This is a genomic window from Desulfoplanes sp. PS50, from assembly GCF_053851535.1.
In genome coordinates this window covers 47,939-61,013 of record NZ_JBSPZA010000025.1, presented here as the reverse complement: position 1 = coordinate 61,013, position 13,075 = coordinate 47,939, and the positions used below count along the sequence as shown (strand labels likewise).

Here is a 13,075-nt window from a genome sequence, read left to right as displayed (position 1 = left end):
TCCGTGGATTTCCGAGAGGACCAGATCCAGGTATTCCATGCCCTGCAAACGTCCCTGCTGGGAGAGGTAGATGTCCCCGTAGAATTTGCACTGCATGCGGGCCTTCGCATATACAAAAAAGATCATGCCTCATCGCCCGATTCCGGGCGGCGCCAGATTCACGCCTCTGACCACCCAACCGGCAGGAGTCCCTTCCAGACAGACCATCCGGGCGTAGTCTACGGCCAGGGTGAACAGCCGCTGGAGGTCCATGCCCAAAATGTGGCAGAGCAGGACCCTGATCACCCCGGCATGGGTGACCAGAAGCAGGGTCTCGCCGGGATCGCATCCAGCGCACAGGGCGGAGAACCTTCCCACCACCCGTGTCTGGAGATCCTGAAAGCTCTCCCCGTTCGGGGGACGGAATCCGGCCAGATCTTCGCCCCGGCGGGCATAGGCCCGGGAAAACCGGGTCCGCACGTCCTGCCGGGCCATGCCCTCCCAGTCACCCAAAGATATCTCCCGCAGTCCCGGTTGCGGCTTGATGCGCACAGGCAGCCCCTCGAGGGCGACCTTTGCGGTCTGCATGGCACGTGTCAGGTCACTGCTTATGACCCTGTCCGGGAGATCTGCGGCAAAAACATCCCTCCACTCCCGGGCCTGCCTGATGCCGAGATCGTTCAAGGGAAGGTCGAGCTGTCCGACATACCGTTTCTCCCCGTCCGTACGGCAATCTCCATGACGTAGCAGCAGGATCTTCATCGGCCCGGCCTCCCCTGGTCCCGGGAATGGCCGGCCACACAACGGGCCAATTCCTCCAACACGATTCCCGTTCGTTCCTGAAAACGGGCTTCGGAGTGCAGGGCATGAGCCAGCCGTGCTTTCACATGGGTTCGGGCCTCGGGATTGATTCCGTACTGCTCCATCTTGGCCTGATACCTCACACGCAGCGAAACAGGCGTCTCTCCCCTGAAATATTTGTCGGCCAGAAAAAGAATCTCCTCATGGGTGATGGGTGAACCCTTTGGCACATCCATGTCCGAATGGGGGGCAATGACCTTCCCCACCACGGGAAATCCCATTGCTTCGAGGATGCGGGCACCCCGGGGACCATGACACGGTTCGAGCCGGGCAATGTCATGGAGCAGTCCCGCCGCTTCGAGGAGATCGAGGTCGAACCTTTCCCCGCAGCGATTCAGGGTCTCCCCCATGCTCCGGGCCAACCCCGCGACCATGAGTGAGTGGGCCCGGATGTTCGCCGGGAGCGGGCAGACCGCTTCCAGAAAAACCAGGCACTCCTCCCGGGACGGGACAGGGAACCCTTTATGGGCAAAGCGGATGCGCTCATACGCCTCGGGTGTATCCATATCCATGAGCATGTGCTCGTCAGGGACCTGAACGGATACGATGCGCTCGCCTATGGATGCGAAAAAACCGCGCAGCCCCATGGGTCCGCTCCAGTCATCGATCTGGGAGGCCAGCATGGCGGGCACCAGAGGAGGATGGCCGCTGCGCTCCCTGAAGCAGGGGATGACGACAGTCGCGGCATCCTTTCTCCATTGTTCTTCCACGAGCCGCAGGGTGGACGAACGGACCAGGGGAATGTCCACGGGCAAAAGAAACATGGCTGCACACTGATTGTCCAAGGCCCTGATCCCGGTGCGGATGGAGGAGAACATGCCCTCTTCGGGATGCGGATTGCAGGCCTCGAACACCCCGGGCCCGGCAATGAACGGGCGGATCGCCTGCGCGTGAAATCCCGTGACCACGCAGATGTGCCCGATCCCGACCTCCCGGAACAGGTCGATCACATGCTCCAGCACGGTTTGCCCACCCAGGGGAAGCAGCGTTTTGCACCTGCCCATACGCGATGATTCCCCGGCTGCCAGGATGATGGCACCTATATCCTTCACAACCCTCTCCTCCGCGCCTGGATGAGCTGGGCCACGATGCTCACCCCGATCTCCTGGGGGGTCCTGGCCCCGATGGATACACCCAGGGGGCAGGACACCCGGTCGATATCCCCTTGCGCCACGCCCTTGGCCAGAAGATCGGCAAAAATGGCATCGCGCTTCCTGACGCTGCCGAGCATCCCCACAAATCCGGCCGGGGTGGCCAGAACCTGTTCCAACAGAACATTGTCCAGCAGGGGTACCCGCGAGGCAATGACCACCAGATCATTGCGGGTCAACGTGAAGTCGGACACACAATCATGAAACGTCGCGGGGCAATGGATGGACCGGGCAAAAGGAAACAATTCCGCAGTGACCAGCTCCTGACGGTCGTCCACGACAACGGGAGCGAACCCTGCCAGCGCCGCGATCTCGGACGTTGCTCGACTGACATGGCCGGCCCCGAAAAAATAGACCTTGGGTGCTCCCATAGCCGGGCAGACAAACCATCTTCTGCCTTGTGCGGGAATGATTACAGGCCGGGGAGGAATCCCCGCCTTGGACAAAATATGGATACAATCGACATGCCCAATGCCATGTTCGCCATCCACGAGGACGAGGGGAGCGCCTTTGACGGGCTCATCCCCAAGGGGAAAGGCCAGAAAGCAGGAGCGTTCACGTCCGATATGTTCGACCACCGCTGCAACAAGATCATGATCGCCCGGTTCGAGAAGGGTCAGCAAAATTTCGACTTCCCCGCCACACACCATGCCCATGCTGCTTGCCGACTTGCCGTCGGTCATGGAAAACTTCCTGGTCACCCGTCGCGATTCGCCCCGTTCCATGAGGATGCGTCCGGCACGGATGACCTCGGCCTCGGCAGATCCGCCCCCGATGCTCCCGACAAGGGAGCCGTCCGTAAACAGGGCCATCATGGTTCCTGCATCCCGGGGGGTCGATCCCTTCTGACTGACGATCACGGCCAGGGCGACCGATTCGCCCCGGTCGAGCCGTTCCTGGATATTCTGAAAAAAATCGCGCATCACACCACCTTGGCATATGTCTCAGATTGCATAACAAACATGCCCTACCGCAGAAAAAACCAGGTCTCAACCTGTTTATCCCTGCCTTCTGAGGAACCGATCCACGGGCGACCACCCCGGCTCCATTCCACGCACAAGGGGATTTTAGCCCTGCATCGGGCTGAAATCCCCTCACATCCCTTCCGCAATATCGGCACGAAACATCAAAGCTGATGCACAAAAAGTCCGGCCCGAGCCTCGATCTCCCGGGCGAGCTCCACGACCCGCTTGTGGTGGGTGAACACGAGTACCTGGGTTCTCGCGGCAAGCTCTGCAAGAACCTGGAGACAGACCCGGGTGCGCTGGTCATCGAAACCGATCAGGATATCATCGACCACAAAGGGCATGGGCTCTCCCGTGCCGAGATGGCGCTCCAGGGTGGCCAGGCGCAGGGCCAGGTAAAGCTGGTCCCTGGTCCCCTCGCTCATTCCCTCCACAGGAACCTCGGCATCTCCGGGACGGATGCCGAGCAATACGGGATTGCCTGCACTGTCCAATTCGTCACGCAGTCCGTCATACGAACCCAGGGTCAGCCGGGTAAAGAGCTCCCCGGCCCTGCCAAGAAGCGGGCCCTGATTTTCCCTGCGGTAGGTCTCGATGCGCTGTTCAAGGATCTGTCCCGCTATGCGCAGTCGGAGATATTCTTCCATCCCGGAGGCAATCACGGCCAGGTGTTCCTGGGCATCCTGAGAGGCCCCGGCCGCCAGGGCACTGCCGTCTTTGGCCTGGATTTCATTCTGCAAAGTCTGCCGGACATCGCGCAGTTCGTCCCGCTTTTTCTGGTACTCCTCAAGGGTCAATCGTACCTTGTCGAGGTCTTCGGTGATGGCATCCATCTCCGCCTGATCGAACTCCTTTTCCAGGGTCTCGATAGGCAGACCGTCTCCGTTGCGGATCAGCTCCTTTTCCAGGCTGTCGAGCCGCTGCATGAGTTCCCGCTTGTCCCGGGATCGTTCACCGGCTGCTTCCAGATCCTCGTCACTCTGCACCTCGGCGAGTTCCCTGAGCCGTGCCAGATTCTCCCGTGCCGTGGCCATGGTGATCAGGGCGCTCTCTATTTCTTCCTTGATATCCTTTTTCTGCCCGCTGATCTTCTTGAGTGTGGCCCGGGCATCGCGCGCCTCGACCACATCCCTGTTCAACTGGGTGACAAAAGACCTGGGATCCTGTTCGTGCATCTCCCATCCCGCCCGATCGGCCAGCTGGAGCACCCTGGTCTCGAACTCTTTCTCCACCTGATCCATCCCGAAGATACGCCGACCCAGGGCTTCGGATTCATCAAAGGTCCTGAAAAAATCTGCAAGCCGCTCAAGAATACTCTTGGCAAGCTCAGGATGGACATCAGGGGCCACACCCAGCCCGTCGATGGCCTGAGACCATTCCGCTGCCCATTGTCTGCGCTCTTTTTTGACAGCTTCCAAGGCCTCCTTTGCACGGGTCATGCGCTGCCCGATCATCTCCAGAGATTGCTGAAGCCGCGCCCTCTGCTTGAGACGGTCCTCGGCATGCTCGACCCGCTGCTCGCACCATTCGATCATGGCCGCCAGTCCCATATCCCTGGTGGATAATTGCGCGTCGAACACGGCTATCTGCCGGGCGACCGCCTCTCTGTGCCGAGTCTCTTCCGCCTCGAGCCTGGCCGCCTCCGTGGCAACGAGTCTGGCCGACTTCATGTCGGTGATCAATTTTGCCGCCCGCAGAAGCCATTGCTTCATCTCCCTGGGCGTGCCCGGCTCGATACCCAGAGGTTTCCAGACATCCTCCCAGGCCCGGTTCAATGCATCATGAGTCCGCTGGACGGCGAGCTCTTCCTCTTCCAGCTTCTGGATGCGCACCCCGAACTCCTCGATTCGCGCCTCCAGATTCGCCCGTTTGGCAACCCGTTCCGAGCTGGCACGCATCGCATCGGCGACCCTGTCTGCCTGGGAGACAGCATCCTCATACACTCCGGGGAGATCACCCGCGGGCGCATAGGAAGTCACGGCCTCCCCCACATCACGCTGTTCGATATACCTCCCCCGGATCAGTGCCCAGCCCCTCTCCCGTAACGAACGTGAGTCTTCCAGATCCATTAATGTCGGGACATGTTCCTGCAGAAGCAGCACCTTGAGTTCCTGCTCGGCATTCTTTTTCTGCTCCAGAACATCCTTGAGCCTGGTATTTAGATCCTTGCAGGCATCGCTGATCTCGTCGAAACGCTTCTCATACGCATCAAGGGTCTCGGATACCGGCATGGGAATCTTTTCAAGCTCGTCATGCGTTCCGGCAAACCGGCCCAGCGCGGCAAAACCCGCCTGTACAGTCTGCATCGCATCCTTGGCCCGCTGCGCACTGTCAGCCAGACGCGCCTCCACGTCTCCGGCCTTGCGGGCAGCGGCAATGGTCGCCTTGATCTCCCTCAAATCCCTCCCCGACGGCGGAATCTGGAAAAGCTCTTTTTTCACCGCGGCATGCTCGTCCTCGATATCCCGCAGGAGGGTCTCGGCTGTCTTTTGTTTTTGCGCCAGCAGTTCATACGACTGGGCAAGCGTTATGACCCATTTCTGATTATTAAGCAGGGGGCGGAGGAGCTGATCGGCATCCTCGAGCGTGGCGTTCGGTCGGATACTCTTGAGGATCAGCATGGCATCGTTGCGCAGTCGCCGACGCTGGCCGTCCTGCCGGGGACGGTCCTTCATGGTCTTCTCCACCGCGCCCAATTCCTTGAACAGCTCGGTTATGACCCCTTCGTTGTCCAGAAAATCCTGACGGACATTCAGGGATGCGGCCTCCTCGTCCAGCAGGGCCAAACGCGCCTGGCCCTTTTTCTGCGCTTTTTCGGCATCCTGAAAATCCTTTGTAAACATCCTGCAGTTCGCCTCAAAATCAGCTGGCAGCAGAGGAACCGCCTGAAGCTCAGCCAGACGAGCGCGAACAACGCGACGTTCAGCCAGCGGCCCCTTGACCCGAACCAGACGCTCCAGCCGACTTTTCTCCCCGCTGGCCCGGCGGATGATCTCTTCGATCTCCTTGATCTGTTCGAGGGTGTCGGCAAGTTCCTTTTGCAACCGTTTCCACTCGGAGACCGGAAGGGTTGTCTCCCTGATTCGTTTCTGCGCCTCCTTATAGCTGGCCACAGCCTGGTTGATCACCTTGGTCGACGCCCTGGGCTTGAACAGATTTTCAGCCCCTGCACGCAGCTCGCTGACCACGTTTCGCAAACCGGCCGTTCCTGCGGCCGCACTGAACAGGGCCTGACCCACATCCCCGGACTGATCCAGAAGTTCCTGCCCCCCGGCCACGAGTCGTTCGTGATCGATGCCGTAGAGATGCCGGAACAGAGATTCATCGATTCCCCGGGGCACAAAGGGTTCGAGAAGCGCATCATCCATGACCTCACCAGTTGCGGGATCAAGGAGAGTTCCCTTATTCCCCTTCCTGCGCACGAATTCCAGGGTCTTGCCGTCTGCACGTCTGAGTCTGCCGCCGAGTCGAAGCTGGGCATGGGTGTGGAGAAAATTGTCCTGGCTCCGGACAGGAATGCCGAACAGCCAGGCGACCAATGCCCGCAGGGAGGTACTTTTTCCCGCCTCGTTGTTCCCATAAATCAGATGAAGTCCCTGCTCACCTGCGGAGAGATCCAGCGAGGTATCCGTGAACCGTCCGAAGGCAAGCAGGTCGAAACGATCGATTCTCATTGGTCGCCTCCCATGGCCAGCAGCCTCCCCACGAGCATCTGCCTGGCCTCGCTGACCAGCCTGCACATCGCGTCGGAATCATGGATGTTTGTTTTGAATTCCGGGACGAGGGCCTCGGCAGGCACCTTTTGCAGCAGCTCCTCGACAATCTCATTCACCCCCTCGATCGCATCAAAATGACAGGGAATGGCCTCGATCTCCCGGAGCATCCGGGCAAATCCCGAATCCTCGTTCATCACGGCATCGCGATCAAGTCTGCCGGTGGCGGCCAGTTCGAGCCGCTCCACCCAGATCTCGCTCCCTGCAATCTCCGCCCCGAGCATCCGGATCCGCTGCAGCCAGGCCTCAGGCTGCGCGGCCAGATCTCCGGCCATTTTAGTGGCTCCCTGCAACCGGACGCGCACGGCAAGGGGCCGGTCATCCGCCCTGACCCGTTCTTTGTGGAGTGCCTCGCGAACACGTTGCATTACGCTGTTTTCGTCCTTTGCACCGTCCAGATCCACCGCGCACAGGGCCCAGCGAAACACGTCCAGGGCAACGGGTTCCACCCGGGTGACAGCCAGATCGTCGACCGTGACAAGCACACACCCCTTGTCGCCGGTCTCCCTGATATGCCGTCCCTGGATACACCCGGGAAACACGATAAAGGGATCGCGGGAGACGATCTCCCGCTTGTGCACATGTCCCAGAGCCCAGTAGTGGTACTCTTTGGACTGGAGGTCGACCAATGAGCAGGGGGCGTACACCCCGTGGCCCTCGCGGCCGTCCAGGCTGGTATGGGCAAGACCGATGTTGAACAACCCCGCCCGGGCAGGAGGATAGGCGGCGACCAGGTTGTCCTGGACATGGCGGGATCTGAAACTCTGGCCATGGATGGCCACGCCGATATCTTTAAGTACCGTGGTCTGCGGTTTATGGGATGCAAAGAGGGTCATGTTGGCGGGAGTGACCAGGGCCCTGGTCATGGTGTTGGCTGCGTCATGGTTGCCGGCCACTGCAAAGACCCGGATGTTCTCCCGGTCAAGACGGCCCATCTGGCGGCTGAAGAATATGCCCGTGCTGTAGTCCTTCCAGTCCCCGTCATACAGGTCACCGGCCAGAAGAACAAAGGCGACTTTTTCGTCAATGGCCAGATCCACCAGATTTTCAAGGGCCCTGCGACAGGCGTTGCGGATGGATTCGGCAGGAGCCGACTCGTATCTGGACAGACCGCAAAGCGGGCTGTCCAGATGGATGTCGGCCGCATGGATAAATTTGAACATGACTACCTCGTAACCGTCTCTGATCATGAAGGGGTATGAATATAAAAACATATCGGCGATGCGGGATGCTGTAAAGGCGACTTGCCGACCCCCTCTTGTCATCATCCTTGTATTCGCATATTATTTGACAATAATGTTGGATAACCGCCCGGCATGCAGTCCTTGACCTGCATGCACCAACCATTCAGAGAATGGGAGAATCTCATGAGCACCATGTACCGGGTAGAAACGCAGGGAATCAGCCGTGACTACAGGGAAAGTACCGGATCGTTCGTTACCATAAACCGCGGGAGCATGGATCAGGAAGCCCTGCTCGAACTCCTGAACAGAGTCCGTTACATGGAAGATCCCGCCCGTATCCACAATACCACCGAGCTCTGCACTCCCCTGGTGACCGTCACCGGTGACGCGGGCAGGTTCAGCTTTATCGTGGATGAGGATGGCAAATTCTTTAACGTGGAGCATGAAACCATCATCACGCCCATTGAAGCGGTTTCCGTGGCCGGTGGACTCAACCCTTCCGGCTCCTCCAACCTATCCTCCCAGAGCATGCATCAAAAAACCACATCTTCTTCCCGAAATGCCGGCCGGTCAAAGCCGGTCAAAAAAATGAGCCTCCTTCTCAAGCTTGCCATCCTGATTTTCATTATCCTGATCGTGTATGCGACGATGAGTGAAAATCTCGAGACCCAAACAGTATTGGTGTTTGGTGTGCTGGGGTCCATTCTCTGGTTCTTTTTTAAAAACGGCCGCAGAGGCAGACGATCCGGTTCTTACGGAACCACCTATCATGATACAAGGCATGAGTCAGACAGATTGGACGATGAGAGAGATACTAATGACGGCGGATCAGATTCAGGAGATAGCGACGATGGCGGGAGCGACGATTGATTCTCTTCAAACATGAAAACATCACGAAAACACTCTGGCCTGGCACAAAATTAGCTTAAACAGTCCAATGAGTCGGCCTTTTGTCTTCAAACTCGCATCCATCCTGCGATACCGCGTCCAGCAGGAAGAGCAGGCCCAGATGGCCTTTTCCCTGGCAAAATCCCTGTATGAACGGCAGGGCCGGCTGGTCAGTGAACTTGCATCCCAGATAAAGGAATGCGATGCACGGTTCATGACCCGACAAAGCATAACCCAGGCCGATCTCTGGTTGTGGGGAAACTACAAGAAAAGGCTGGAACAGGATCATAAGGAAGCAGAGATCCTGCTCGGCAACTATGCCAGAGACGTGGAAAAAAAACGCGCCCGCCTTATCGTCTGTGCCAAGAACAAAAAACTCCTTGAAAAACTCCAATCAAACCAGGCCAGAGAGCATGAAGAAAACGAGCGTACCCTCGAACAAAAGGAATTCGACGAAACAGCAACACTCCGCTTCGACAAGACGTATTCCTAGACTCCTTGAAGCCCTCATCGTCGTGGGGCTTATCAAACTCTCACTGCTGGGCTGGTATGGTGTGAGCCAGCAGATCCTTCCAAACAGCTCGCTGCACCAGAGAACACAGGTGGTCCAAGTACAGGAAGCCCAGGCCGCCCAGGAAAATGCCGACGCTGCTGCCAACTCCGCGGCAAAGGATCCTTCCGCTGAAGGCGGAACCTCGGGGAACGCTACAGATATGACTTCAGGCCAGGAAAAAGAAGATCCCGGCATCATCTCTGAAAAATGGGCTGAGATCCGCACAAAGAAACAGGAATTGGCCCGCAAGGAAGAAGAACTGCGGCAACTGGAAAAAATCCTGGACGCCAAACTGGCCGAGTCAAAGCAAATCCAGGACAATATCCGCAAGATGCTTGACGAGGCCGACACCCTGAAGGACAAGAAAATCAAACACTTGATCGACGTCTACTCCAACATGAAGGCCAAACAGGCCGCCCTGGTCCTTGAGACTCTTGAGGAAGACATCGCCGTCAAAATTTTGTCCGGCATGCGCGGCCGCAAGGCCGGAGAAATTCTTTCCTACGTCACTCCCAAAAAGGCGGCCCTGCTTTCGGAACGCTTGACCGACCTGCGAATTCCCTTTGCCGACTAGACGGATTGTTTCTCCCCAGCTGGGGAGAAACAATCCGTCTCCCTCCCAAACGGCTCAGACACCTCTTTTCCGAGTCCGCATGGAAATTGACATTGCAACCGCAAATAACCCCGCCATGTTATGAATTCGGTAACATCATACCCTTAAGTTCATAAAGATTGTTGCACCTTTTTGAACTTAAGGGTAGAGTTGTCATGCAAGACGACGACATGTCATACACGGCATATTGTGAATGACAGTTTGCGGAGCACCCCCGTGGTTTCATAATCATTTTTCCAGAAAGCCCATCATGGCCTTGTCCTCCAGCACCTTGCTCACTTTTTCCCTGAACCCCGCCCTTATCTGCGATCAGGATCTGACGATCCTTGATTTCAATGTGCCTTTTGAAGAGGCGAGCGGCTATACCAAAGAGGCCAAAAACAATCTTTCCCTTACGAAAATCTACCACGGGCATGACCTGCACAACCTGATCGTCAAACTCACCCCTGACAATGTCTATTTCAATCATTTCGAGTTCAAAGACAATGCCGGGGTCCTGCACAGCAGCTACGCAAACATGACCATGGACGACAAGGGACGCGTAATCGTCACCTTCCAGATCATGAGCTCTCTTGGAAAAGATGAACTCGATCATAATTTCCAGGCCTGCCATGACCCTCTGACATCTCTTCCCAATCGAATCCTCCTTGGCAAACGAATCGACAGTGCGCTCAAAGAATGCAGGGAAAAGGCATGCTACGCAGCGATCCTTTTCGTTGATCTGGATGAATTCAAACCCATCAACGATACCTACGGTCATAAATGCGGGGATCATGTGCTCATCGAAACTTCCGAACGAATGCTCAGGCTGGTCAGACAGAATGACACCGTGGCACGAATCGGCGGAGACGAATTCGTCCTTGTCTGCAAGGAAATGCAGAAACCCGTACATGCCGGACTGACGGCCAAACGGCTGCTCAGGGAGATCACCCGCCCCGTCGAATGGCAGGAACATCTCATCGGGGTGAGTGCCAGTGTCGGCATCAGTATTATCCCAGACGATGGAAATTCGGCCGACGAGCTGCTTCACAAAGCCGATGAAGCCATGTACCTGGCCAAAAAATCAGGTAAGAACGGGTACTCCTTTTTTGACGAAGAAAATTATTTTCTGTAGTCAAGTGCAAATCGGTCACCTTACCACATGAGTTTTATGGACCCCACATCTCTTCAGGATCTAAGCGAACGCTTATCCGAACAACTTCTGCCTCCCCTCAAGGAGGCCATCATTCAGGAAGTGTCCCGTCAGCTCTCCGTCGCTCCCCCGTCCAAAACCAACGACACCAAGTTCTTCAAGGATCTGACAGAAGAACTCATGGGCAAAATTTCCTCCATCTACCAGGAAATACACAGTCTGCAGAATTCCGCTCTTCCCGGTGAAATCCCTTCGAAAAATAATCAGGCCAAGGAGGCTGCAGGCATGGTCACCGATGCCTCCCAGCGCCTCGTCCAGATCATCGAGCAAACGGAAAAGGCCACCTTTGAAATCCTGGACAGGGTCGACAGGGGTATGGAGACTCTGGTCCAGCTCGAAAAAATCCTTGCGCAATCCATCGTCCAGGAAGACCCGGACAGCCGGATGATTAAAGAGTTGACCGTTTCTCTGAACAACGATCTTTTGGGGATTACCACGGGTATGTCCTTTCAGGATCTGACCGGCCAACGGATCAAAAGGGTCATCGAAATGCTGCAGCGCGTGGAATCCATGACAGCGGAACTCTATGTTTCCACCGGTATTCTGCTCAAGACTCGGGAACGCAGCCCGGATAAGGATCTGAAACAGACCAAAGAGGCCGTTCAGATTACAACCAGCCAGGCAGATGTGGACGCGCTGCTTGAACAGCTCAACATGGGTTGATCGCTGGAACCATTTTTTCCCGCAAACCAGATCGGGCCCGGATGCTGTCATGCATCCGGGCCCGATCTGGTTTGATTCAATTACAAACCCCTTGTTTCCAAAAAGGGTCGTACTCCATCAAAAGGAAAACTTCTTTTCCCGAAAAAGTCGCAGACAGGCCTTAGCGGCCTCCGAGTCATAGAGCAGGCCGGCATTTTTTTCGATTTCGTCCAAAGCGATATCGAGTCCCAGACCTTCACGATAGGGGCGGTGAGACGACATGGCTTCCACCACATCGGCAACAGCTATAATTCTGGCCTCGAGAAGAATCTGATTTCCATGAAGTCCTCGCGGGTATCCGCTTCCATCGAGACGTTCGTGATGCTGGAGCACAATTTCCGCCACGGGTTTCAGGAAATCCACGGTTGAGATGATATCGTATCCAAGTTGGGGATGATCCTTGATCAATGCGAATTCCGTAGGCCGCAACCTGGTGGGCTTGGCCAGAATATCCGAAGGAATGGCGATCTTGCCCAGGTCATGAATCATTCCAACAAGTCGAATGGTCTCCACGGTTTCAAAGGGAAGACCCATCTCCCGCGCAATAGCGGTGGCTAATTCAGACACCCGCTGCTGATGGCCGGCCGTGTAGGCGTCTTTCATCTCCCCGGTCAGGGCGATGACATGGATGATGTCGTCAAAAGCCCTTCTGAGGTCACTCAGGGTCTTGTTCAATTTTTCGGTACGCTCGGCCACCTTGTCCTGGAGAAGCTTCTGATGCCGCAGGCACTGCTGTTCGAGGATCCTGCGACGCAGGGCATTGCTCACATTGATGAGCACCTCGTTGACCCGGACCGGTTTGACCAGATATCCGTACGCCCCGAAATCCAGAGCCGTCTCTGCCAGTGTGGAGTCATCCAGCCCGGTGACCATGATGATGGCCGTATCGGAACGCTTGCCCCGCAACATCCTGGCCAGTTCCATGCCGTTGTCCTCGCCGAGATCGATATCGCAGAGCACCAGATCAAAGGCGATCTGGTCAAAAATCTCCAGGGCCTCATCCGCGCAGGAGGCATCCGCGCAATTGTACCCGAATGATTCGAGCAGTTCCTTCATGAATATTCGGATCTGCGGATCATCATCCACAACAAGAATATTGACCAATGAGGGATTTGAAACTTTCATGATTGTCTCCTCAGATTGTAAGCGCACACAAATTGGTTCAGGAATACCCTCCCTGCCCCACGCATTGACTCACGCCCGGGTAGCGCCCC

11 protein-coding genes are annotated in these 13,075 nt (G+C 56.7%); 5 read left to right on the top strand and 6 right to left on the bottom strand.

Translation table 11 applies throughout. The features are described 5' to 3' along the window. Positions 1-129: 129 nt before the first annotated feature. The 5 genes from ACTVJH_RS11630 to ACTVJH_RS11610 all read right to left on the bottom strand — a co-directional run bounded on the left by ACTVJH_RS11630 (position 130) and on the right by ACTVJH_RS11610 (position 7,892). On the bottom strand, positions 130-741 hold the full coding sequence (locus ACTVJH_RS11630; protein WP_455990785.1) for a histidine phosphatase family protein: 612 nt from the start codon (positions 739-741) through the stop codon (positions 130-132). Next, on the bottom strand, positions 738-1,892 hold the full coding sequence (locus tag ACTVJH_RS11625) for a DVU_1551 family NTP transferase (RefSeq protein ID WP_455990782.1): 1,155 nt from the start codon (positions 1,890-1,892) through the stop codon (positions 738-740). The genes ACTVJH_RS11630 and ACTVJH_RS11625 overlap by 4 nt, the downstream gene beginning before the upstream one ends. Continuing rightward, entirely contained in the window at positions 1,889-2,914 is a 1,026-nt protein-coding gene (locus ACTVJH_RS11620) for an XdhC family protein (RefSeq protein ID WP_455990779.1), read from the bottom strand. Before ACTVJH_RS11620 ends, ACTVJH_RS11625 begins: the two co-directional genes overlap by 4 nt. 203 nt (positions 2,915-3,117) lie before the next feature. Continuing rightward, positions 3,118-6,630 carry an AAA family ATPase gene (locus tag ACTVJH_RS11615; protein ID WP_455990776.1) on the bottom strand — a complete coding sequence of 1,171 codons (3,513 nt, stop codon included), beginning with the start codon at positions 6,628-6,630 and terminating at the stop codon, positions 3,118-3,120. After that, positions 6,627-7,892: a metallophosphoesterase family protein gene (locus ACTVJH_RS11610; protein WP_455990773.1), complete on the bottom strand. Its 1,266-nt coding sequence runs from the start codon at positions 7,890-7,892 to the stop codon at positions 6,627-6,629. The genes ACTVJH_RS11615 and ACTVJH_RS11610 overlap by 4 nt, the downstream gene beginning before the upstream one ends. Before the next feature lie 204 nt (positions 7,893-8,096). Here ACTVJH_RS11610 and ACTVJH_RS11605 point away from each other — a divergent pair, with 204 nt between their 5' ends. From ACTVJH_RS11605 to ACTVJH_RS11585, 5 genes are all read left to right on the top strand, one after another. Further along, complete coding sequence (locus tag ACTVJH_RS11605) at positions 8,097-8,783, top strand: hypothetical protein (RefSeq protein WP_455990770.1); 687 nt, start codon at positions 8,097-8,099, stop codon at positions 8,781-8,783. A gap of 67 nt (positions 8,784-8,850) precedes the next feature. Continuing rightward, positions 8,851-9,294, top strand: coding sequence for a flagellar export protein FliJ (fliJ, locus tag ACTVJH_RS11600; protein ID WP_455990767.1), 444 nt, complete (start codon positions 8,851-8,853; stop codon positions 9,292-9,294). 22 nt (positions 9,295-9,316) lie between these two features. Beyond that, the gene (locus tag ACTVJH_RS11595) at positions 9,317-9,928 is read left to right on the top strand and encodes a MotE family protein (protein ID WP_455990764.1); all 612 of its coding nucleotides are present in this window, start codon (positions 9,317-9,319) and stop codon (positions 9,926-9,928) included. 289 nt (positions 9,929-10,217) lie between these two features. Next, positions 10,218-11,081, top strand: coding sequence for a diguanylate cyclase domain-containing protein (locus tag ACTVJH_RS11590; RefSeq protein ID WP_455990761.1), 864 nt, complete (start codon positions 10,218-10,220; stop codon positions 11,079-11,081). Positions 11,082-11,117: 36 nt separating this feature from the next. Then, positions 11,118-11,822 (top strand): protein phosphatase CheZ, encoded by a 705-nt coding sequence (locus tag ACTVJH_RS11585; protein WP_455990758.1) that lies wholly within the window; start codon positions 11,118-11,120, stop codon positions 11,820-11,822. Positions 11,823-11,939: 117 nt separating this feature from the next. Here the strand turns inward: ACTVJH_RS11585 and ACTVJH_RS11580 are convergent, their stop codons facing one another. Further along, positions 11,940-12,986 carry an HD-GYP domain-containing protein gene (locus ACTVJH_RS11580; protein ID WP_455990755.1) on the bottom strand — a complete coding sequence of 349 codons (1,047 nt, stop codon included), beginning with the start codon at positions 12,984-12,986 and terminating at the stop codon, positions 11,940-11,942. Between the last annotated feature and the right edge of the window lie 89 nt (positions 12,987-13,075).

What these genes read in the sequence shown, in the direction of transcription:
- ACTVJH_RS11580 (WP_455990755.1), bottom strand. Translation starts at nt 12,986, where the DNA reads ATGAAAGTTTCAAATCCCTCATTGGTCAATATTCTTGTTGTGGATGAT.
- ACTVJH_RS11615 (WP_455990776.1), bottom strand. Translation starts at nt 6,630, where the DNA reads ATGAGAATCGATCGTTTCGACCTGCTTGCCTTCGGACGGTTCACGGAT.
- ACTVJH_RS11605 (WP_455990770.1), top strand. Translation starts at nt 8,097, where the DNA reads ATGAGCACCATGTACCGGGTAGAAACGCAGGGAATCAGCCGTGACTAC.
- ACTVJH_RS11620 (WP_455990779.1), bottom strand. Translation starts at nt 2,914, where the DNA reads ATGCGCGATTTTTTTCAGAATATCCAGGAACGGCTCGACCGGGGCGAA.
- fliJ (WP_455990767.1), top strand. Translation starts at nt 8,851, where the DNA reads ATGAGTCGGCCTTTTGTCTTCAAACTCGCATCCATCCTGCGATACCGC.
- ACTVJH_RS11630 (WP_455990785.1), bottom strand. Translation starts at nt 741, where the DNA reads ATGAAGATCCTGCTGCTACGTCATGGAGATTGCCGTACGGACGGGGAG.
- ACTVJH_RS11590 (WP_455990761.1), top strand. Translation starts at nt 10,218, where the DNA reads ATGGCCTTGTCCTCCAGCACCTTGCTCACTTTTTCCCTGAACCCCGCC.
- ACTVJH_RS11585 (WP_455990758.1), top strand. Translation starts at nt 11,118, where the DNA reads ATGGACCCCACATCTCTTCAGGATCTAAGCGAACGCTTATCCGAACAA.
- ACTVJH_RS11610 (WP_455990773.1), bottom strand. Translation starts at nt 7,892, where the DNA reads ATGTTCAAATTTATCCATGCGGCCGACATCCATCTGGACAGCCCGCTT.